This is a genomic window from Paraburkholderia sp. OAS925, assembly GCF_040543975.1.
Taxonomy (GTDB): domain Bacteria; phylum Pseudomonadota; class Gammaproteobacteria; order Burkholderiales; family Burkholderiaceae; genus Paraburkholderia; species Paraburkholderia graminis.
The window spans coordinates 3,366,690-3,386,401 of the sequence record NZ_JBEUNO010000001.1 but is presented as its reverse complement, the minus strand read 5'-3'; the positions used below and the strand labels follow the sequence as shown (position 1 = coordinate 3,386,401).

Below are 19,712 nucleotides of genomic sequence, written 5' to 3'. Positions count from 1 at the left end.
ACCGCCCCCGCAGTAATGGGCAACCGCTTCACGTAACACATTGGCCGTCCTCGCGTGAGGACGGCCAATGGCATTGACCGGCGCCGCTTTCATCGGCCGAACCCGGCGGGCGCCAGCGTCATCAGTGCATGTACGCACCACCTGCATCATCCGCCGCGCGACATACGTCGCATGGCAACTGGAAAAGGTCCATCAGGCTCTTATGTCCGACATCCAATTAGCGTCAGGCGCAACGGGAGCGACGCCGCCAGGCAGCGCCTCGCAGCAGAAAGCGCCCAGCCGCGCCGGCGACGTGATCTTCGGCGGCCTTGCGCGCCTTGCCGCCATCGTTACGCTGTTGCTGCTCGGCGGCATCATTGTGTCGCTCGTCGTCGCCTCCATGCCGTCGATCAGGCAGTTCGGCCTCAGCTTCCTGTGGAACGCCGAATGGGATCCGCCCAGCAAGCAGTTCGGCGCGCTGGTGCCGATCTACGGCACGATCGCCACGTCGATCATTGCACTCATCATCGCGGTGCCTGTGAGCTTCGGCATCGCGCTCTTTCTGACCGAACTCTCGCCCGCGTGGCTGCGCCGGCCGCTCGGCATCGCGATCGAACTGCTGGCCGCGATTCCGTCGATCGTCTACGGCATGTGGGGTCTGCTCGTGTTCGCACCGATCTTCGCGACGTGGTTCGAGAAGCCGCTCGGCGCGGTGCTCGGCGGCATTCCGGTGATCGGCGCGCTGTTCCAGGGCGCGCCCATCGGCATCGGCATTCTGTGCGCCGGCGTGATCCTCGCGATCATGATCATTCCGTACATCGCTTCGGTGATGCGCGACGTCTTCGAAGTCACGCCCGTGCTGCTGAAGGAATCGGCGTACGGCATCGGCTGCACGACGTGGGAAGTGATGTGGAAGATCGTACTGCCCTTCACGAAGAGCGGTGTGATCGGCGGCGTGATGCTCGGCCTCGGCCGCGCGCTCGGCGAAACGATGGCCGTGACCTTCGTGATCGGCAATACGAATCTGCTCGACAACGTGTCGCTCTTTTCGCCGGGCAACAGCATTACGTCGGCGCTCGCCAATGAATTCGCCGAAGCCGATCCGGGCCTGCATACGTCGGCGCTGATGGAGCTCGGCCTCATCCTCTTTGTGATTACCTTTATCGTGCTGGCGATTTCCAAGGTCATGCTGCTGCGTCTCGAGAAAGGGGAGGGCGCGAAATGAGCCGGACCACCTTGAACATGCCGGGTTCGAACGATGCGGCCGCGCTCGAAAAAATGCGCGTGCGTCTGCAAGGACGCCGCCGCCTGCAAAACGCGATCGCGTTGACGCTGTCGCTCGCGGCAATGGCCTTCGGTCTGCTGTGGCTGGTCTGGATTCTGTACACGACGCTGCGCCTCGGCATCGGCGGCTTGTCGATTGAACTGTTCACACAGTCCACGCCGCCGCCGAATACCGATGGCGGCGGTCTCGCCAACGCGATCGTCGGCAGCTTGATGCTGGTTGTGCTCGCAACATTCGTCGGCACGCCGATCGGCATTCTCGCCGGCGTCTATCTTGCGGAATACGGGCAGAAGGGCTGGCTCGCGAGCGTCACGCGCTTCATCAACGACATTCTGTTGTCGGCGCCGTCGATCGTCGTCGGTCTCTTCGTCTATGCGCTCGTCGTGGCGAAGATGGGCCACTTCAGCGGCTGGGCCGGCGTGTTCGCGCTCGCGCTGCTGCAGATTCCGATCGTGATCCGCACCACCGAAAACATGCTGAAACTCGTGCCGAACGCATTGCGTGAAGCGGCGTTCGCACTCGGCACGCCGAAATGGAAGATGGTGCTGTCGATCACGCTGAAGGCGTCGATTGCGGGCATCGTCACCGGCGTGCTGCTCGCTGTTGCACGCATTGCAGGCGAAACCGCGCCGCTGCTTTTCACCGCGTTGTCGAACCAGTTTTTCTCGGCGGATATGAGCCAGCCGGTGGCCAATCTGCCGGTCACGATCTACAAGTTTGCGATGAGTCCGTTCGCGCAGTGGCAATCGCTCGCGTGGGCCGGCGTCTTCCTGATCACGCTCGCGGTGCTCGGACTGAACATCCTCGCGCGCACGATCTTTTCGAACAAGTAAGGGCGGAGTGTAATCCGATGAACATGGCAGAAACTCAACTCAATCCGATCTCGCGCCCCACCGCGCCCGCCGGTTTCGATCCTGCACAAAGCGGCCAGGAGCCGTCGCCGTCGCGTCCGAAGATCGAGGTCAACGACCTGAACTTCTTCTACGGCAAGTATCACGCGCTGAAGAACATCAACCTGCAGATTCCCGAAGGCAAGGTGACCGCGTTCATCGGTCCGTCGGGCTGCGGAAAGTCGACGCTGCTGCGCACCTTCAACAAGATGTACGCGCTGTATCCGGAGCAACGCGCCGAAGGCGAGATCCTGATGGACGGCGAAAACCTGCTGACGTCCAAGCGCGATATTTCGCTGCTGCGCGCGCGCATCGGCATGGTGTTCCAGAAGCCGACGCCGTTCCCGATGTCGATCTACGACAACATCGCGTTCGGCGTGAAGATGTTCGAATCGCTGCCGCGCTCCGAGATGGACGACCGCGTCGAATGGGCGCTCACGAAGGCCGCGCTCTGGAACGAAGTGAAGGACAAGCTCGGCCAGAGCGGCTACGGTTTGTCGGGCGGCCAGCAGCAGCGTTTGTGCATCGCGCGCGGCATTGCGATCCGTCCTGAAGTGCTGCTGCTCGACGAGCCTTGCTCGGCGCTGGACCCGATTTCGACGGGCCGTATCGAAGAACTGATCGCCGAATTGAAGAGCGATTACACGGTCGTGATCGTCACGCACAACATGCAACAGGCGGCCCGCTGTTCGGACTACACTGCCTATATGTACCTGGGCGAACTGATCGAGTTCGGCGACACCGAAAAGATCTTCATCAAGCCGGTCCGTAAAGAAACGGAAGACTACATTACAGGCCGCTTCGGCTAATTCGCCGGGCAAAACAACGGAGTACGACATGTCCGATAAACATTTGTCCAGCCAGTTCGACGCCGACCTGAACCTGGTTTCCTCGAAGGTGCTCGAAATGGGCGGCCTCGTCGAATCGCAGATCGTCAACGCGATGCAGGCGCTCAACGAATTCGACCTCGACATCGCCGAGCAGGTGATCGCCGCCGAAGAGCGTCTGAACAAAATGGAAGTGGAAATCGACGAGGAATGCAGCAACATCATCGCGCGCCGTCAGCCGGCCGCGCGTGACTTGCGTCTGTTGATCGCGATCTCGAAGACCATCACGAACCTCGAGCGCGCCGGCGACGAAGCCGAGAAAATCGCCAAGCGCACCAAGCGTCTGATGGAAGACGGCGCGTCGCGCACCATCAATATCGCCGAGATCAAATTGTCGGGCGAAATGGCGGTGTCGATTCTGCGCCGCGCGCTCGATGCGTTCGCGCGTCTCGACACGGTGGCCGCCGCGCAGATCGTGCGCGACGACAAGGCGATCGACGAAGAATTCCGCGCGTTCGTGCGCAAGCTGATTTCGTACATGACCGAAGATCCGCGTTCCATTTCGGTGGGCCTCGATTTTCTGTTCATTGCGAAGGCGATCGAACGGATCGGCGATCACGCGAAGAACATCGCCGAATTTATTATTTACATCGTGAAGGGCACGGACGTGCGGCACAAGTCGCGCGACGCGCTCGAACGCGAAGCGCTCAGTTAATCCAGAGATAAGGACCAGAGGTGCCGATGCCCAGCAGCATTCTCGTCATTGAAGATGAGCCCGCCATTTCCGAATTGATTTCGGTGAATCTTCAACACGCCGGACACTGCCCGATTCGCGCGTACAACGCGGAACAGGCGCAGAACCTGATCAGCGACGTACTGCCCGACCTCGTGCTGCTCGACTGGATGCTGCCGGGCAAGTCGGGCATTGCGTTCGCGCGCGACCTGCGCAACAACGAACGCACGAAGCACATTCCGATCATCATGCTGACCGCGCGCGGCGACGAGCAGGACAAGGTGCTCGGCCTCGAAATCGGCGCGGACGACTACGTCACCAAACCGTTTTCGCCGAAGGAACTGATGGCGCGCATCAAGGCGGTGCTGCGCCGCCGCGCGCCGCAATTGACCGAAGACGTGGTCGCGATCAACGGGTTAAAACTCGATCCGGCAACGCATCGCGTGGCCGCGCATGCCGAAGGCAGCGAGATCAAGCTCGATCTCGGTCCGACCGAATTCCGTCTGCTGCACTTTTTCATGACGCACCCGGAGCGCGTGCACAGCCGCACGCAACTGCTCGATCAGGTGTGGGGCGATCACGTGTTCGTCGAAGAGCGTACCGTTGACGTGCATATCAAGCGTCTGCGCGCGGCGCTCAAGCCGGCAGGTTGCGATGCTATGATCGAGACGGTCCGCGGCAGCGGCTACCGCCTGGCCAAGAGCGCCTGATCTCAGCTTGATCCTGCGCGATCTCTTGCAGCGGCGGCGCGCACGCCGTTTTCTTCGATCGTTTTAGACCATGAACATCATCTGGGCGCGCTCCGTCGTTTCGATCGTGCTGCTCGCCATCCTGTGCGTGGTGGTCGGCGCATTAGTGAACGTGAAGGCGGCATTGATCCTTGCGGTCGTCATGCTGCTTTTGCAGAGCCTCTTCGGCACTTTCCATAAAGAGCGTTTGTGGCGTTTGCTCGACGCGCCGGTGTACGGCGAAGTGCCGAGCGCCCCCGGCATCTGGGGCGAAATCTACTACCGTTTGCATAAGCTCGCGAAGCGCTGGCATGCGCAGGTGCGCCAGGTCGAGCAGCAGCATTCGCGCTTCATTCAGGCTATTCAGGCGTCGCCGAACGGCGTCGCGATGCTCGACGATCACGATCAGATCGAGTGGTGCAATGCCATTTCCGAAGAACATTTCGGGCTCGACGCGAAGCGCGATTTGCGTCAGCACATCACGCATCTGGTGCGTCAGCCGGACTTCGTGCGCTATCTGAATTCGCATCAGTACGAGCAGATGCTGATCATGCGCGGCATGGGCGAGAAGCGGCAGAACGTGCTGTCCGTGCAGGTGTTTCCTTATGGCGAGAATCGCAAGCTGGTGCTGTCGCAAGACATCACCGAGCTCGAGCGCACCGACGCGATGCGCCGCGATTTCGTCGCCAACGTGTCGCATGAACTGAAGACGCCGCTCACGGTTCTGTCGGGCTTTCTCGAAACGATGCGCGAGCTGCCGTTAAGCGAAGCGGAACGCGCGCGTTATCTGGAACTGATGGAGCAGCAGGCGTCGCGCATGCGCCATATCGTGAACGATCTGCTCGTGCTCGCCAAACTCGAGGGCGACAACAAGCCGCCGAGCGATCAGATGATCGACATGCGCGCGGTGTTGCGGCATCTGCGCGACGACGCCGAGAGCCTGTCGAGCGACCACCACATCATCACATTCGAAGCGGACGAAGGGCTGACCGTGACGGGCGTCGAAACCGAGCTTCTGAGCGCGTTCGGCAATCTCGTGACCAACGCGATTCGCTATACGCCCGACGGCGGCACGATCAGAGTGAGCTGGCAGACGCAAGGCGGCGCCGCAGTGTTCTCGGTGACCGATAGCGGCCTCGGCATTCCGGCCGCGGACATTCCGCGGCTCACGGAGCGCTTTTATCGCGTGGACCGCAGCCGCTCGCGCGACACCGGCGGCACGGGCCTCGGACTCGCGATCGTCAAGCATGTGCTGCAACGGCACGACGCGCAGCTCGACGTGAAAAGCGAGGAAGGGCGGGGCAGTACGTTTAGCGTGAAGTTTCCGTTGTATCGCACGACGCGCCGGCAACCGGCGCATGCATAACAGCGCCCCTGTCAAAGACAAAGCCCGCTAAGGAAGCCCGCTAACCAAGCGGGCTTTTTTTATGCATCAGCGCACCCGCATGTGGCGGGTGCCAACACTCACGAACAGAACTTTGCCAGCAGACTCATCTGCGCGTTGCGCGACGACTTGCCGGGCCGCCGCCGACGATAATGCCCGTCGCTTTGCATGAGCCACGCCGACTGATTGTCGCCGAGAAATGCGGACAGCCCTTCGGCGATCACGCGCCGCTTCAGCCGCCGGTTATTAACCGGGAACGAGACTTCGACGCGGCGGAAGAAGTTGCGATCCATCCAGTCCGCACTCGACAGATACACCTGCTCGCGGCCGTCGTCGTAGAAATAATAGATGCGATGATGTTCGAGAAAGCGCCCGACAATCGAGCGCACCGTGATGTTCTCCGACAAACCCGGCACGCCCGGCTGCAACGAGCATACGCCGCGCACGATCAGATCGATCTTCACGCCCGCCTGCGACGCTTCGTACAACTCCGCGATCACCGTGGGTTCGAGCAACGCGTTCATCTTCGCGACGATGCGCGCCTTCTTGCCCGCACGCGCATGCTCGGCTTCGGCACGAATCGCCTCGACGAGTTTCGGATGCAGTGTGAACGGCGATTGCCACAACTCGTGCAGCTTCAGTTCGCCGCCAATGCCGGTCAGTTGCTGGAATACATGATGCACGTCCTCGCAGATCTTCTGGTCCGCTGTCATCAGGCCGAAGTCGGTATAAAGACGCGCGGTGCGCGGATGATAATTGCCGGTGCCGAGATGCACGTAACGCTTGAGCGTCGTCTTGCCGCCCACCGTCGCGCGCCGCACGATCAGCATCATCTTCGCGTGGCACTTGTGGCCGACCACGCCATAGACCACGTGCGCGCCGACCGCTTCGAGTTGCGAAGCCCAGTTGATATTCGTTTCTTCGTCGAAGCGCGCAAGCAGTTCGACCACGACCGTCACTTCCTTGCCGTTGCGCGCGGCTTGCATGAGCGCGTCCATCAACGGCGAATCGGTGCCCGTGCGGTAGATGGTCTGCTTGATCGCGACCACGTTCGGATCTTTAGCCGCCTGCAACAGCAACTCGAGCACCGGCTGAAAACTCTCATACGGATGATGCAGCAGCACGTCGCCCTGGTCAATCACGTCGAACATGCTCGCGGCATTCGCGATATGCGCGGGAATAGCCGGAATGTGCGGGACGAACTTGAGGTCCGGCCGATCGACCATCTCCGGCAACTGCATCAGACGCACGAGATTAACCGGACCGTCCGCGTAATAACAGTCCTTGTTCGAGAGGCTGCTTTCGTCGAGCAGACGCCGCACGACATGCGCTGGCGTTTCCGCCGATACTTCGAGCCGCACCGCATTGCCCAGATGCCGCGCGGGCAACTCGCCTTGCAGCGCTACGCGCAGATTGGTGATTTCGTCTTCATCGACGAAGAGTTCGCTATTGCGCGTGATGCGAAACTGATTGCAGCTACGCACGACGAGATTCGGAAACAGCTCGCCGACAAAGCGTTGCAGCAGCGAGCTCAGCAGAACGAAACCATGCGGATAGCCCGATAGTTCCTGCGGCATGCGCACCAGCCGCGGCAACGCGCGCGGCGCCTGCACGATGCCCATCATCGCCTGACGGCCGAAGGCGTCCTTGCCTTCCAGTTCGACGACGAAGTTCAGGCTCTTGTTGAGCACGCGCGGAAACGGATGCGCCGGATCGAGGCCGATCGGCGTGAGCACCGGCAGCAGTTCGTCGAAGAAGTAATTGCGCGCCCATTCGGTCTGCGCCTCGTTCCATGCTTCGGTGCCGTGAAAATAGATGCCTTCCGCTTCGAGCGCGGTAAGCACGGTGTCGTGCAACATCGTGTACTGCCGATGCACGAGCTTTTGCGCACGCTCGACCACGAGGTCGTACACATGCTGCAGCGACATGCCGTCCGGCGACAGTGCGCCTGGGTTGTCGCGCATCTGCTCCTGCAATCCGGCCATGCGGACTTCGAAGAATTCGTCGAGATTGCTACTGGTGATGCAGATGAAACGCAGGCGTTCGAGCAAAGGAACGGCGGGGTCGGCAGCTTGCGCCAACACGCGCTCGTTGAAACCCAGAATGCCCAGCTCGCGATTCAATAAGGGGTAGCGGATGGACATCGGCAGCGAGAATGGAATTTCGGGTATAGGGGCGGAAAGACGCTCGGAAATTCTCACAATATGATGACATTGTTATGACATTCTCAATGTTATAAATTCTACGCTGTCTTCCTCGCGTGTCGTCAAGCTGACGCAGTGAGTATGGGACCATGGGGCAACCCCATTTTCGCGAGGTGGACATCGTGAGCTCCGGTACGCTTAGAATGGCGTCTTTGAACAGCGCGGCCGGTCGCAAGGCGCCCGGAGCCTCGGGCGGAGGTTCCGCCTTGCTCACATCCACCGCTGCCGCGCTCGCGCGCATGGAGTCCGCATACCCGATGGTCAATACCCCACAACTCCTTGCCGCCGTCGATCTCGGTTCGAATAGCTTCCGGCTGATCGTCGGCCGCGTCGAGGAAACCGACGCCGGCAGCCAGATCTATCAGGTCGATGCGTTGCGCGAGCCGGTGCGGCTCGCCGCCGGATTGTCGCGCGACAAAATGCTCGACCGCGCGTCGCAGGTGCGCGGCTGGGACGCGCTGAAACGCTTCGGCGAGCGGCTGCGCGACTTTCATCCCGATCACGTGCGCGCCGTCGCAACCAACACGCTGCGCATCGCGAAGAATGCCGGCGAATTCCTCGGCGAGGCGCAAGCGGCGCTCGGCTTCCCGATCGAAGTGATCGCGGGCCGCGAGGAAGCGCGGCTCATTTACGCCGGCGCTGCGCACTCCGTGCCGGCGAGTGCGGGCAAGCGGCTCGTGGTGGATATCGGCGGCGGGTCGACGGAGTTCATCATCGGTTCGCATTACACGCCGATCAAGATGGAGAGCCTGTATATCGGCTGCGTGAGCCATAGCCGCACGTTTTTCCCGGCAGGCAACGTCGACGAATACACGATGCGTCAGGCCGAACTCGCCGCGGGCCGCGAAATCCAGATCATTTCGTCCGAGAATACAAGAAGACCGGTTGGGAGCAGGCCATTGGTTCGTCGGGCACGGCGCGCGCGCTCGCCGAACTGGTCGAGGCAAACGGCTTCAACGATGCAGGTGTCATGCACGGCATTTCGCGCGGCGGCCTGGAGCGCCTGAAGCGCGCGCTGATCAAGGCGGAGAACGTCAACCGGCTGAAGCTCGTCGCGCTGAAGGGCGACCGCATTCCGGTGCTGGCCGGCGGTCTGTCGATCATGATCGCGGTGTTCGACGAACTGGGCGTCGATTACGTCGATACGACGGACGGCGCATTGCGTCTTGGCGTGCTCTACGACCTGCTCGGCCGTTCGCAGCACGAAGACATGCGCACGGTCACCGTCGAAGGCTTCATGCGCCGCTATGGCGTGGATCGCGCGCAGGCGGGGCGCATCGGCGAGCTTGCCGTGCGCTTCTACGATCAGTTCGACGAACCGGACGAAGAACGTCGCGTCGAAAATCGCATGTTCCTCGGCTGGGCGGCGGCGCTGCATGAGATCGGCTTGTCGATCTCGCACAGCGCGTATCACAAGCATTCGGCGTACATCGCGAGCAACGCGGACATGCCCGGCTTTTCGCGCACCGACCAGGCGCGGCTCGCGGCGCTCGTACTCGGTCACGCGGGCAAGCTCGGCAAGCTGTCGCAAACGCGCGAGGTCGAGTGGCCGCTGCTGTTCTGCTTGCGGCTCGCGGCGCTGCTGTGCCGCCGGCGTGCGGATGTCGGTCTGCCCGGCATCTCGGTCGCGCAGGCTAACGGCGGTTATGAAGTGCGTTTGCCCAATGAGTGGGTCGCCAATAATCCGTTGACCGACTACAGCCTGATCCAGGAAGCCGCGGAGTGGGAAAAGGTTGGGATTCCGTATCGAGTGGTTTATACGGACGAGTGACGCATCTGCTTTTCGTTTTGCCAGCCTTTGGCAAAGCAGCTAGCAGATGAAGAAAAGCCCGGTTTTTACCGGGCTTTTCTGTCCATGCGGAGGTTGTGCGCTCAGCGCGGCATGGCATCGCCGAGGAAGTGCCGCGCGTAACGCGCATTGATGTCGGACAGACGGAACAGCGTCAGGAAATCGGCCGTGTTGAAGTCGGGGTCCCATGCCGGCGCACCGCAAATTTTCGCGCCGAGACGCAGATAGCCTTTGACGAGCGGCGGCGGCGCGACGTTTGCGCCGGTTTGCAGTTCGTCGACGGGCAACGGCGTGTGGGGAAACGCGCGATATTCGGGCGCGGTCAGCGCGCTGTCGCGCAGCGAGCAATACAGGTTCGCGGCGTAGTGGCCGCCGTCGACCATCGCGACGCTCGCGCAGCCGAGCATCGTCTCGTAGCCGTTGTGCTGCATGTAAGCCGCGAGGCCCGCCCACAGCGACATGATGACCGAGCCGCTGCGATAGTCGGGATGCACGCACGAGCGGCCTACTTCGACCATCTTCGCGCGCAGGTGCGTGAGACGCGAGACGTCGAACTCGCTTTCCGCATACAGACGCCCGATGCGCGCCGCCTGGTGCGGCGGCAATGCGCGATACGTGCCGACCACCTTCAGCGTGTCCAGATCGCGCACCAGCAGGTGATCGCAATACGGATCGAACGAATCCACGTCGAGACCGGCGGGACCGGAGAGGCGTGCGCCCATTTCATCGGCGAACACACGGTAACGCAGACGCTGCGCCTCGCGGAGTTCTTCGTCGGTGCGAGCCCACGTGACTCGCAGCCGATGCTGCGCGGTGACCGTCTCTTCAGCGCGGGGCAGGCGGCGGGACTCGAAGATCGAAGCGAGGGGCAGGGTAGGCGTCGGCAGTTCTCGCATTGGGCGTCCTGGTCGAAAAAAGGATGAGTCTTTTTTCGCCAATGTAGTAACGCGTGGTGACGCTCGCATGGCAAAGCTGTGACGATTGGATGACTGCCTGTAAGGGGCAGTGGAGGAATCGTGCGGGGAGGCGGTTTGTGAGGCGCTCCTTGAGGCGCATGCGCGCTTATTTTATGTGCTGCGGTGCTGCCGCTGCGGTCTTTGCGGCTTGCGGCTTGCGGTTTGCGGCCGCGGTTTGCGCGCGGCCTGTGAACTGGTTCAGACCAGCTCGGGCGTGATGGCCGCGTGCAGCACAGCTTGGTCGTCGCCGTGGCGCTCGCGGCTCGCGATCCACCATAGGCCGGCTTTCTTGATGGGCCAGCTTGCGTCGCTGCTCGCGAGCAGTCTCGCGGCGACGTGGCCGAGCGTCGGCTGATGACCGACGATCACCACCGTTTCGGCGATGCCTTTCGGCCAGCCGGCGGCGGTCAGCACATCGAGCGCACTGGCATTCGGCGCGAGTTCGCGCACGACGCGGTACTGGTCGCTCAGCGTCTCCGCGGTCTGGATGGTGCGCACGGCGGGGCTCGCGAGGATCACGGCGTCGTCGGGCAGGCGCGTGCGCAGCCACTTCGCGACGTTTTGCGCCTGCTTGCGGCCACGCGTGGTCAGCGCGCGGGCGAGATCCGTGGAGGCGTAGTCTTCGGCTTCGGCGTGACGCCAGAGAATCAGATTCATGCGGGCTCCTTTTCTCGAGTCTGAGTGCGGCGAGGGGGCGCGGAGGGGCGAGTTTGGCGGTGTGCTCTGTCCGTGTCCACTGTCGCATGCGGGTGCGGCGGGTTGCAAGGCGGGTAAGGCGGCTTGCCTTGTCACCTCGTCTCGTCTCGTTGCTCGCGTCGAGCGTTCGAATGTCTTACTAGCAGATCGCGGTCCTGAATGCCGCCGGCGGCGGACGCCCAAAAGCAAAAACCCGCGAAGCCGAAGGCTACGCGGGTTCTGTGATGCGCTTATTGCTTGATGCCAATTTCGTGGTCGGAGCGAAAGGATTCGAACCTTCGACCCTCTGATCCCAAATCAGATGCGCTACCAGGCTGCGCTACGCTCCGACGAATCCGAGATTCTACGTGGCTTTAGGTGCCAGAGTCAATCGCGAATTGCGTCGGAGCAAAGTTAGCCGCGTCATATGCGCCCGAGCACCAGCAACACGATGACGATGATCAGCACGACGCCGAGCACGCCGGTCGGGCGGTAGCCCCAACCGCTGCTATACGGCCAGGTCGGCAGCGCACCGATCAGCAGCAGGATAAGCACGATGAGCAGGATGGTTCCGATCGTCATTTGAGTTCTCCCTCTCGGCCCGAAAGGGTGCTGGGCCGCAGTCTGGTTGATCCGGCGCACATTGCTTGCCGCGACAGGCGACGCGCAACGCACGCGCTCCTTGCAGCCTGCGAATCAGCAACGCGCGTGCCCAGGGAGTTGTCGAGGAGGGGGCGAGGGGCGACGAGGGGCGACGGTAGAGCGACGAGCAAGAGCGCCGCTTGGCGCGCATGGCCACGCGGACGAGATCACTCGACGATCAGCAGCGGATCGGGCGCCAGCTCCAGCGAACGCCTTCAAGAAACAAAATCACGCGAACAAAACGACACCGTCCCGCGAGCGCGGGCTCATCTGCAAACGACCGGCGCCAGCCGCGGTTTCAATGCCGGCGACGCATCCAATGCGGCATATGCGGATGCTGATGACTTATCCAGTGATGCAGCATGCCTTCGCCATGTTCGCGTCGATAGGTTCTCGATTCGAAGATGGACAGTGCCAGCAGCACCGCGAGGCCTACTCCGAGTCCGACCAGACCGGCGATCGATTCAGCGTCCATGGCAGTCTCCTTTCACGTTCGGCTGTGACTTTATAGTAGGTCAAGCATCGCGAAATGGCAGAGGCGGCTGCGCGTGCGGCGTCATGGAATGCGCGTTGCGGGTAGACCTCCGCGCTCCCGTCGTGCACACCTTTTCGTTAGAGAGATTAGCGTCTATGTTCCGCGTTTCGATGATTGCATTGCTGCTCGCCGCCGGTGTCGCCGGCTGTGCGGATGGACCGTCCGCCCATCACGCCGGCCCGCCGCAGGACCCCGCCGATTATCACGGCGTGCCCACCGACACCCACCCGCCCGCGATGGTGCCCGCGCCCGTCGCGCGTTGAGCCTGAGTTGAGTGTTCGTTGAGTTTGCGTCTGCGATAAAGCGAAGCGTCGATGCGGGCACACCGGCGCTTCTGACCCACGCACACTGTTTGCGCGGAATGCGAGGGCTGCAGGCATTCTAGAGCCGCGTCCCCGCGGGATATGTGTGCGCTTGTTTCAAGGCGTAACGGGGAAGCGACGCGGCGAGGCCAGGCGAGTTACGGGCGAGCGGCGACGCAACGACGACCAAACCGCGAGGCAACTGCGGCACAGAGTCGATCCGCATTTGGTGGGCGACGCAACGACGACGCAACCGCGAGACGACCACGCAACCGCGCAGCAACCACGAGGAGGATGAGGTGACGACGACGCCACCGCGGCAACGCAACCGCGCCATACGAGAGCGCCGTACGACCACAGTACCAGCACACGAATCTCGAACTCGACCAGCGCTTCCAAACCCAACCGCGGGCGACGGCGGAACGCAACGCCCAATCGCCAGAGAAAACGCCCCTACACCCCCGCCCCCCCCGACCCCACGCACCAGCCCCGGCAAATACCGCCCGAGCGTCACACCGCGCGCGGCCATGAAGACGAGCATCGCGGCCCACAGTCCGTGGTTGCCGCACAGCGCGAGCAGCGGCCACGACGCGCCGACGAAAACCGCGAACGACACGATCATCGACGTCATCAGTTCGCGCGTCCGCGTCGCGCCGATAAACACGCCGTCGAGCACATAACCCGCCACCGACACCACCGGCGAAAGCGCCGCCCACGGCAGATACAGCTCGGCCGTGGCGCGCACGCTGGCCTGATCGGTGAGACCTTCGACGATCCACGAACCCGCGCCCGCATACACCAGCGCGAAGCCGCACGCGCCGAGCGCCGACCACAGCGCCGTCACCTTGACCGCCTGCACGAACGCATGCCGGTCGCGCGCGCCGATCGCCGCACCGACGAGCGCCTCGGCCGCGTGCGCGAAACCATCGAGCGCATAAGCCATGAAGGTCTGAAAATTCAGCAGCAGCGCATTGGCGGCGAGCGTCGCGTCGCCTTGCCGCGCGCCGAGATGCGCAAACCATCCGAACGACAGCAGCAAACACAGCGTGCGCACGAAGATGTCGCGATTGAGCACGACGAGCCGCCGCAGCGCCGCAGTGTCAAAAAGCGCGTGGCGGTTCAGTGCAGGCAGGCCGCGCGGCCTGCCATGCCACAGCAGCGCCGCGCCGAGCACGAAGCCGAGCGCGTCCGCGGTGGCGGTGGCCGCGCCGATTCCGGCGACACCCCAATCGAACGCATGCACGTACACGAAGACGGCGACAATGTTCACACCGTTGATGAATACCTGCGACAGCAACGCGAGCCGCACGCGCTGCGTCCCGAGCAGCCAGCCAAGCACCACGTAGTTGCCGAGCGCGAGCGGCGCGGCCCAGATGCGCGCATGGCAGTAAAGCCGCGCGTTGCGCTGCACGGCCTCGCTGCCGCCGATGGCGCGCAGCGCGTAATCGATGAGCGGCGCTTGCAGCGCGAGCACCGCCGCGCCGATCAGAACCGCGAGCAACAGCGCGCGCACGACGTTATCGCGTAGCCCCGCATCGTCGCGGGCGCCGTGCGACTGCGCGACGAGGCCCGTCGTGCCCATGCGCAGAAAGCCGAAACCCCAGAACACGAAGTTGAAAAACAGTCCGCCGAGCGCGACGCCGCCCAGATACGACGCGCCGTCCAGGTGTCCGGCGACGGCGGTATCGACGGCGCCGAGAATCGGCTGCGTCAGATTCGCGAGGACGATCGGAAACGCAAGCTCGAGCACGCGGCGGTGCCAGCGCACCGGCGGCGCGGACGCGGGCGCGGGCACCGGCTGCGCGGCTTCGCTCAATGGCGTTCCTGCACGCACACCCACGGCGACACGACCACGGCCCACAGGTCAGGATTGCGCGAGGCGAAGTCGGCGGCGGTTTCCGCTTGCACACGCTCGACCAGTCCGGACGACAGCCATTGCGTGACCTGCGTGGTGTCGTCGCTGGCGATGGCTTCGGCCACGCTCACCAGATCGAGGTCGCTCGCGACGCGCAGCAGCATGCCGCGCGCAAAAAAGCGTTCCAGCTCCGGCCAGCCGATTTTCGCGGTTTCGGCGAGCAGTTTGGTGTACAGAGGGCTGTGGGTCGCGTCGTTGGAAGTCATCGTAAGCGGGGTTCTGGCGGGGGTCGATACTATAAACCATCGGCGCGGGCAGCCTGCGCGGCGCGCAGCGTTCCGCGGCGCCGGGCCGTTGGGCAGTGATTCGATTCTGAACCTTCATGTCGCGCGGTTCAACGGCGCGAGCGGCTCATAAAAACCATTGCCGCGCGGACGGATTATGACTTTCGGCCGACTTGTGCAGCGACGTTCAAACGATTAACATCTGATTATTAATTATGAGCAGACGATTTTAACCAGCCGGTTCTGTCTGTCTATTTAAAGTTGGGATATTTCGCCAATTGCGAACTTCTGTGGAGGATATTCGGTCGGCACAGGCGCGGTCAATCAAGCTAGTTAATAGAAACGGTGCGGTGGCGCACTAAGCGCTTTTCGCGGCACTGCCCGACGAGATCACGTCCGGCGTGTCCGCTCAACATCGCTGTAAAACTTTCCTCAGCCCAATACGCGGGGCCCGGCACGAGCATTGCTCCGTGCGGGTCTCGGGCGCATTAGGCAAATTAGCTTATGAATTAAAGAGCCCGTTGATCAACAGATAAGAGCCCCGTGCACGCCTTTTATTCACCGAGTTTTGCGTTCACATAATGCGGAATCCGTGCGTCGCATCACACTGTTCGGATAATTAATATATTGCGCTTGTAAAAGCCGGTTGTTAAATTTCGTTCTGGCGCATGGTGAACCGGTCCTTTGCCGATATGCGCCGAACCCCCGTTAGCCCGGCCTCGCGCCGGGCTTTTTTTTGCCTGCTTTTTAACCGCGGTCACCGCGACGACATACGTCGCGCGGATCATTAAACTTACCTTTCCTTTCGTCGATTATGAACGGGGTAATCATTTTCGTCGCGCTGTGGCCGATTGCATTCGCGGCTTTGCTGGCCTTCGCCGCGCACATCGAACCGGGTTCAGGGCGCTGGCTGCGCCGTCGGCTGGATTCACCGCAATCGGGCGGCGCGGCCAGCGCGGCTTATTGCTTGCAGCGGACGACCATCGACCGGTTCTTCACGTTCGCGCCGAAAATGCCGCCCACGGTGCCGCCCGAGGTGGCGCCGTTATCCACATCTTTCGAAACGACGTCGTAGCCGTAATTACCGCAGACTTCGCCCGCGCGTTTATAGCATTCGGCCCAGCTCGTGCTCGCGTCGCTGCCGCTGCAGTTGATCGCGAAGCCGGTGTCCCCGCTCGGCAAGTAGGTCATGGTGGTGGTCGTGGAACAGCCGGCCAGGCTGCCCAGTGTCAGCACGCCGACACCGATCGCCGCGGCCGTCGCCACGGACGCCAATGCGCTCTTCATTACGGATTTCCTTGCAGATGACGTGGCAGACGTGACGGGTGGCCACGTCTGCCGGATTGAGCGTTTATAGCACGCGGGGTTCCCCGCGCGACCGACGCCGCGGCGCGCCTAGCGCGGCGGCAGCGCGCGCGACGGGTCAATCGAGCGGCCCTGATAACGCAGCTCGAAATGCAGCATCACGCGGTTGGTATCGGTGTCGCCGATCTCCGCGATTTTCTGACCTTGCGCGACCGTTTCGCCTTCCTTCACGAGCAGCGCGCGATTGTGCGCGTAGGCGGTCAGATACTCGGCGTTGTGCTTGAGAATCAGCAGATTGCCGTACCCGCGCAGTCCGTTGCCGGCATAGACGACGGTGCCGGCCGCCGCCGCGACGACGGGTGTGCCCGCCGGCGCGGCAATGTCGATGCCCTTCGAACTCGAGCCGTCGAAGCCGCGAATGACGCTGCCGCTCGTCGGCCAGATGAGCGAAATCGACGACGACGGCGCGGACGACGGCGCATTGTCGCCCGGCGCGGGACGCGGCGCGGCGGACGCACTCGCGCTGCCATTGCCGTTGCCGTTGCTGCGCACGGCGCCGCTCGTCGAGGCCACACCGTTGGGCGGCTCGACACGCAGCACTTGTCCGACTTCGATGCTGTCGGGGTTCGTCAGGTTGTTCCAGCGCGTGATGCTTTGCACCGATTGCCGGTGACTGCGCGCGATCTTCGACAGCGTGTCGCCCCGTTCGACGCGATAAAAACCCGGACCCACCGGCGCCGACCCGCACGCGGCGATGAGCGCCACCAACGACACGCACGCGAGTCGTTTGATCATTCTTGTTGTTTCAGGCATTGGACCTCGCAAAGCGCTGCCGCGCGCCGATCCCGATCACGCGGCAGGTGGATACAAAGCGTCCGATTCTAACGGTTTTGCGTTGCAGCATCGGAAAAGCGGCCAGGAAGGATGACGTCGCCCACCTTCTAACGACGCATGCTCCGTCCCGCTCAGGCCACAAACTCCGCCGCGCTCAGCCCAGTTTGCCTACATGGATGCGCAAAGCAGCCGCTTCGGTTTTGCCCGGCTCGAGCCAGCGCAGCCCCATGCCGTTGTGAATCGCATCGGGCAAGCCGAGCCACGGTTCGACGCAATAGAAGTCCGACTCCGGCGCTTCCGTCCAGGTCGTCACCGCATACCAGGGCACGGAGTTCGGTCGTTGGAGATCGATCGTGATGACGCGGCCGAGGCCCGGCGCGATCAGCCGCACGGGTTGCTGCGGCGTGCCGGTCAGGCAATGGAAGCGGTCGTGAATGCGCGCTTCGTCGAGCGTGTAGCGCGCTTCGCCTGGCTCCGCGGCGCTGATCGAACCGTCGGCCTGCTGGAAACGCCGCTCGGTGGGCGGCAATTCCAGCGACGTCTCGCCGCGCTGCGTGTGCGGCAGCGTGAAGTAAAAGTGATGGCCGGCGTAGTAGGGCAACGGGGCATCGCCGGTATTGGTGGTGGTTAGCGTGACGTCGAGCGTTTGCGCGTCGATCAGCGTGTACGCGGCTTCGAAGCGAAAGCCGAACGGATAGCCGCCGCGCGTCGCTTCGCTATCGGTCAGCACGAGGCGCAGGCCGGCGCCGTGCACATCGGCGTGGGCGTCGAACGGCAGGTCGCGCGCGAAGCCGTGCATGGGCAGCTCGCGCACCGTGCCCTGCGCATCGCGCCAATAACCGATCTTGCCGTCCACGCGATGACGTCCGAGAAACGGAAACAGCAGCGGATTGCCGCCGCGGATGCGCGCCGGCTGGCTCCAGTCGGCGTGTTCCGGCCAATGAATCACCTCCTCGCCGTCGATGAGCCACGAAAGCAGACGGCCGCCGGCTTGCGGCGCAAAACGGAGCACGGAGGCGTCCTGGGCGATTTCGAGAATGTCCTGCTGCGGAGAAAGAGGCATGGTCGATGGCGTGATCAGTAAGTGTTGAGCCGGCGCAAGCCCCGCCGGCCGAGACGACGATTTTGCTCTGCTTTGGCCTACGGGGAAACCCTTCTCGGGAAATTGCGAGTGTCGCGAGTTGGCGGTTGTTGCCGATAATCCGTCTCACTGCCCGGTGACTTCTACCGCCGGGCGAGATCGCTCAGGAGGCGTCATGGATCTCGCAATGGCAATGGGTGTCGCGCTCTTCGGCATGTTCACCGCAAGTACCGTCTACTTCTTCTACAAGCTCGAGCGCTGATCCGGGCGTCCGCTCGCTGCGCGACGCGCGGCTTGCGATCCGTAAGCTTCGCGCGCTTCCAGGCGCGCTGATCGCACGTCTCGCCGTCAGACGATTGAAAGGGCTGCTGCTGGTCGGCGGCCCTTTTCGTTTGCGTTTCGCTGACAACTGTATCGAGTTGTGACGCAGCGCGTCAAAATTTCCCCGAATGTGGCCGAGGCGCTTGGCGCTGACTTGCCACCCAGGCATAATCGGTGCGCTTTTTGACGCGCCGGCTGATTCATTGTGCGGCGCGCTGTCCCCGACATCTTCCTTACAAGGACTGCCGCGTGAATCTGTCGTTTCTGATCTTCCTGAGCGTGCTGCAAGGCGTGACCGAACTCTTCCCCGTGAGCAGTCTCGGGCATACGCTGCTCATTCCCGCATTGTTCGGCATGCATATCGATAAGCACGCGCCGCAGTTGCTGCCGTTTCTCGTCGCGCTGCATCTGGGCACGGCGTTCGCGCTGCTGTGGTATTTCCGCGAGCGCTGGTGCGCGCTGGTGCGCGGCTTCTTCGCGTCATTCGGCGGACGCCGCAACGACGACGCGCACATGATGTGGGCGCTGATCATCGGCACGATTCCGGCGGGACTCGTCGGCCTGCTGCTGGAAAAGCGGCTCGAGCGCATCTTTCACGATCTGCGCATTGTCGCGATTGCGCTGATCGTCAACGGCGTGCTGTTGTGGGTGGGCGACCGCCTGCAGCGCTCGCGCGCGCATCAGGCGCCGGAGAAGATGACCTTCCGCCAGGCGTTTTTCGTCGGCCTCGCGCAGGTCGGCGCGCTGATTCCGGGCTTCTCGCGCAGCGGTCTCACGATGATCGCCGGCAACGCAGCGGGTCTCACCGCCGAGAAGGCCGCGGAGTTCTCGTTCCTGCTCGGCACGCCGATCATTTTCGCGGCCGGGCTGCTCGAACTGCCGAAGCTCTTCCATGCGCCGGGCCAGCTTGCGGACGCACTGCTCGGCGGCGTGCTGACCGCTATCGCCGCGTATCTCAGCGTGCGTTTCCTGATGCGCTATTTCGAAGGCCGCGGACGCCTTGCTTCGTTCGGCGTGTACTGCGTGATCGCGGGCATCGTGTTCCTCGGCTGGTTCGCACTGCATCCGCAGCCGGTCTGATAATGTTAAGGATGCCCGCCGCG

The 19,712-nt window shown here is 62.9% G+C and carries 17 protein-coding genes, 1 tRNA gene and 2 pseudogenes; 9 read left to right on the top strand and 11 right to left on the bottom strand.

Features of this window, described 5'->3' with window-relative positions; all coding sequences use genetic code 11:
• Nucleotides 1-202 precede the first annotated feature (202 nt).
• The 6 genes from pstC (at nucleotide 203) to phoR (ending at nucleotide 5,808) form a co-directional block, all read left to right on the top strand.
• Nucleotides 203-1,204 carry a phosphate ABC transporter permease PstC gene (pstC, locus tag ABIE53_RS14715; protein ID WP_053858536.1) on the top strand — a complete coding sequence of 334 codons (1,002 nt, stop codon included), beginning with the start codon at nucleotides 203-205 and terminating at the stop codon, nucleotides 1,202-1,204.
• Nucleotides 1,201-2,097, top strand: a complete 897-nt coding sequence (gene pstA, locus ABIE53_RS14710) for a phosphate ABC transporter permease PstA (protein ID WP_107706458.1) — start codon at nucleotides 1,201-1,203, stop codon at nucleotides 2,095-2,097. Before pstC ends, pstA begins: the two co-directional genes overlap by 4 nt.
• A gap of 17 nt (nucleotides 2,098-2,114) precedes the next feature.
• Nucleotides 2,115-2,963, top strand: a complete 849-nt coding sequence (pstB, locus tag ABIE53_RS14705; protein WP_006051989.1) for a phosphate ABC transporter ATP-binding protein PstB — start codon at nucleotides 2,115-2,117, stop codon at nucleotides 2,961-2,963.
• A gap of 28 nt (nucleotides 2,964-2,991) precedes the next feature.
• Nucleotides 2,992-3,696, top strand: a complete 705-nt coding sequence (gene phoU, locus ABIE53_RS14700; protein WP_006051990.1) for a phosphate signaling complex protein PhoU — start codon at nucleotides 2,992-2,994, stop codon at nucleotides 3,694-3,696.
• Nucleotides 3,697-3,722: 26 nt separating this feature from the next.
• A complete protein-coding gene (gene phoB, locus ABIE53_RS14695; protein ID WP_006051991.1) occupies nucleotides 3,723-4,424 on the top strand; it encodes a phosphate regulon transcriptional regulator PhoB in 702 nt (233 codons plus the stop codon).
• Nucleotides 4,425-4,494: 70 nt separating this feature from the next.
• A complete protein-coding gene (phoR, locus tag ABIE53_RS14690; protein ID WP_192698832.1) occupies nucleotides 4,495-5,808 on the top strand; it encodes a phosphate regulon sensor histidine kinase PhoR in 1,314 nt (437 codons plus the stop codon).
• A gap of 98 nt (nucleotides 5,809-5,906) precedes the next feature.
• On the opposite strand, the gene ppk1 is transcribed toward phoR, so the two are convergent.
• Entirely contained in the window at nucleotides 5,907-7,970 is a 2,064-nt protein-coding gene (gene ppk1 / locus ABIE53_RS14685) for a polyphosphate kinase 1 (RefSeq protein WP_006051993.1), read from the bottom strand.
• A 203-nt stretch (nucleotides 7,971-8,173) separates the two neighbouring features.
• Here ppk1 and ppx point away from each other — a divergent pair.
• Nucleotides 8,174-9,801: pseudogene (gene ppx / locus ABIE53_RS14680) on the top strand (exopolyphosphatase).
• A gap of 101 nt (nucleotides 9,802-9,902) precedes the next feature.
• Here the strand turns inward: ppx and ABIE53_RS14675 are convergent.
• The 5 genes from ABIE53_RS14675 to ABIE53_RS14655 form a co-directional block, all read right to left on the bottom strand.
• Nucleotides 9,903-10,715, bottom strand: coding sequence for a GNAT family N-acetyltransferase (locus ABIE53_RS14675; protein WP_006051995.1), 813 nt, complete (start codon nucleotides 10,713-10,715; stop codon nucleotides 9,903-9,905).
• A 258-nt stretch (nucleotides 10,716-10,973) separates the two neighbouring features.
• A complete protein-coding gene (locus ABIE53_RS14670; RefSeq protein WP_006051996.1) occupies nucleotides 10,974-11,432 on the bottom strand; it encodes a SixA phosphatase family protein in 459 nt (152 codons plus the stop codon).
• A gap of 291 nt (nucleotides 11,433-11,723) precedes the next feature.
• Nucleotides 11,724-11,800: transfer RNA gene (locus ABIE53_RS14665), tRNA-Pro, on the bottom strand.
• Nucleotides 11,801-11,873: 73 nt separating this feature from the next.
• On the bottom strand, nucleotides 11,874-12,032 hold the full coding sequence (locus tag ABIE53_RS14660; protein WP_006051997.1) for a DUF3309 family protein: 159 nt from the start codon (nucleotides 12,030-12,032) through the stop codon (nucleotides 11,874-11,876).
• A gap of 358 nt (nucleotides 12,033-12,390) precedes the next feature.
• Nucleotides 12,391-12,567 (bottom strand): hypothetical protein, encoded by a 177-nt coding sequence (locus tag ABIE53_RS14655; protein ID WP_006051998.1) that lies wholly within the window; start codon nucleotides 12,565-12,567, stop codon nucleotides 12,391-12,393.
• 155 nt (nucleotides 12,568-12,722) lie between these two features.
• On the opposite strand from ABIE53_RS14655, the gene ABIE53_RS14650 reads away from it, so the two are divergent.
• On the top strand, nucleotides 12,723-12,890 hold the full coding sequence (locus ABIE53_RS14650) for a hypothetical protein (RefSeq protein ID WP_006051999.1): 168 nt from the start codon (nucleotides 12,723-12,725) through the stop codon (nucleotides 12,888-12,890).
• Nucleotides 12,891-13,395: 505 nt separating this feature from the next.
• Here the strand turns inward: ABIE53_RS14650 and ABIE53_RS14645 are convergent.
• The 5 genes and pseudogenes from ABIE53_RS14645 to ABIE53_RS14625 form a co-directional block, all read right to left on the bottom strand.
• A pseudogene (locus ABIE53_RS14645) lies at nucleotides 13,396-14,745 on the bottom strand (MATE family efflux transporter); the annotation flags it as partial.
• The gene (locus ABIE53_RS14640; RefSeq protein WP_192698835.1) at nucleotides 14,742-15,050 is read right to left on the bottom strand and encodes a DUF2288 domain-containing protein; all 309 of its coding nucleotides are present in this window, start codon (nucleotides 15,048-15,050) and stop codon (nucleotides 14,742-14,744) included. The gene ABIE53_RS14640 and the pseudogene ABIE53_RS14645, both read right to left, overlap by 4 nt.
• A 978-nt stretch (nucleotides 15,051-16,028) precedes the next feature.
• Entirely contained in the window at nucleotides 16,029-16,355 is a 327-nt protein-coding gene (locus ABIE53_RS14635; RefSeq protein WP_006052003.1) for a hypothetical protein, read from the bottom strand.
• Nucleotides 16,356-16,463: 108 nt separating this feature from the next.
• A complete protein-coding gene (locus ABIE53_RS14630; protein WP_114156320.1) occupies nucleotides 16,464-17,186 on the bottom strand; it encodes a peptidoglycan DD-metalloendopeptidase family protein in 723 nt (240 codons plus the stop codon).
• Nucleotides 17,187-17,361: 175 nt separating this feature from the next.
• Entirely contained in the window at nucleotides 17,362-18,270 is a 909-nt protein-coding gene (locus tag ABIE53_RS14625) for an aldose epimerase family protein (RefSeq protein ID WP_192698836.1), read from the bottom strand.
• A gap of 588 nt (nucleotides 18,271-18,858) precedes the next feature.
• Here ABIE53_RS14625 and ABIE53_RS14620 point away from each other — a divergent pair.
• Nucleotides 18,859-19,689: an undecaprenyl-diphosphate phosphatase gene (locus tag ABIE53_RS14620; protein ID WP_006052006.1), complete on the top strand. Its 831-nt coding sequence runs from the start codon at nucleotides 18,859-18,861 to the stop codon at nucleotides 19,687-19,689.
• The last annotated feature ends 23 nt before the right edge of the window (nucleotides 19,690-19,712 follow it).

Coding starts and splice junctions, on each gene's coding strand:
- pstC (WP_053858536.1), top strand. CDS start 203: ATGTCCGACATCCAATTAGCGTCAGGCGCAACGGGAGCGACGCCGCCA.
- pstA (WP_107706458.1), top strand. CDS start 1,201: ATGAGCCGGACCACCTTGAACATGCCGGGTTCGAACGATGCGGCCGCG.
- pstB (WP_006051989.1), top strand. CDS start 2,115: ATGAACATGGCAGAAACTCAACTCAATCCGATCTCGCGCCCCACCGCG.
- phoU (WP_006051990.1), top strand. CDS start 2,992: ATGTCCGATAAACATTTGTCCAGCCAGTTCGACGCCGACCTGAACCTG.
- phoB (WP_006051991.1), top strand. CDS start 3,723: ATGCCCAGCAGCATTCTCGTCATTGAAGATGAGCCCGCCATTTCCGAA.
- phoR (WP_192698832.1), top strand. CDS start 4,495: ATGAACATCATCTGGGCGCGCTCCGTCGTTTCGATCGTGCTGCTCGCC.
- ppk1 (WP_006051993.1), bottom strand. CDS start 7,970: ATGTCCATCCGCTACCCCTTATTGAATCGCGAGCTGGGCATTCTGGGT.
- ABIE53_RS14675 (WP_006051995.1), bottom strand. CDS start 10,715: ATGCGAGAACTGCCGACGCCTACCCTGCCCCTCGCTTCGATCTTCGAG.
- ABIE53_RS14670 (WP_006051996.1), bottom strand. CDS start 11,432: ATGAATCTGATTCTCTGGCGTCACGCCGAAGCCGAAGACTACGCCTCC.
- ABIE53_RS14660 (WP_006051997.1), bottom strand. CDS start 12,032: ATGACGATCGGAACCATCCTGCTCATCGTGCTTATCCTGCTGCTGATC.
- ABIE53_RS14655 (WP_006051998.1), bottom strand. CDS start 12,567: ATGGACGCTGAATCGATCGCCGGTCTGGTCGGACTCGGAGTAGGCCTC.
- ABIE53_RS14650 (WP_006051999.1), top strand. CDS start 12,723: ATGTTCCGCGTTTCGATGATTGCATTGCTGCTCGCCGCCGGTGTCGCC.
- ABIE53_RS14640 (WP_192698835.1), bottom strand. CDS start 15,050: ATGACTTCCAACGACGCGACCCACAGCCCTCTGTACACCAAACTGCTC.
- ABIE53_RS14635 (WP_006052003.1), bottom strand. CDS start 16,355: ATGAAGAGCGCATTGGCGTCCGTGGCGACGGCCGCGGCGATCGGTGTC.
- ABIE53_RS14630 (WP_114156320.1), bottom strand. CDS start 17,186: ATGCCTGAAACAACAAGAATGATCAAACGACTCGCGTGCGTGTCGTTG.
- ABIE53_RS14625 (WP_192698836.1), bottom strand. CDS start 18,270: ATGCCTCTTTCTCCGCAGCAGGACATTCTCGAAATCGCCCAGGACGCC.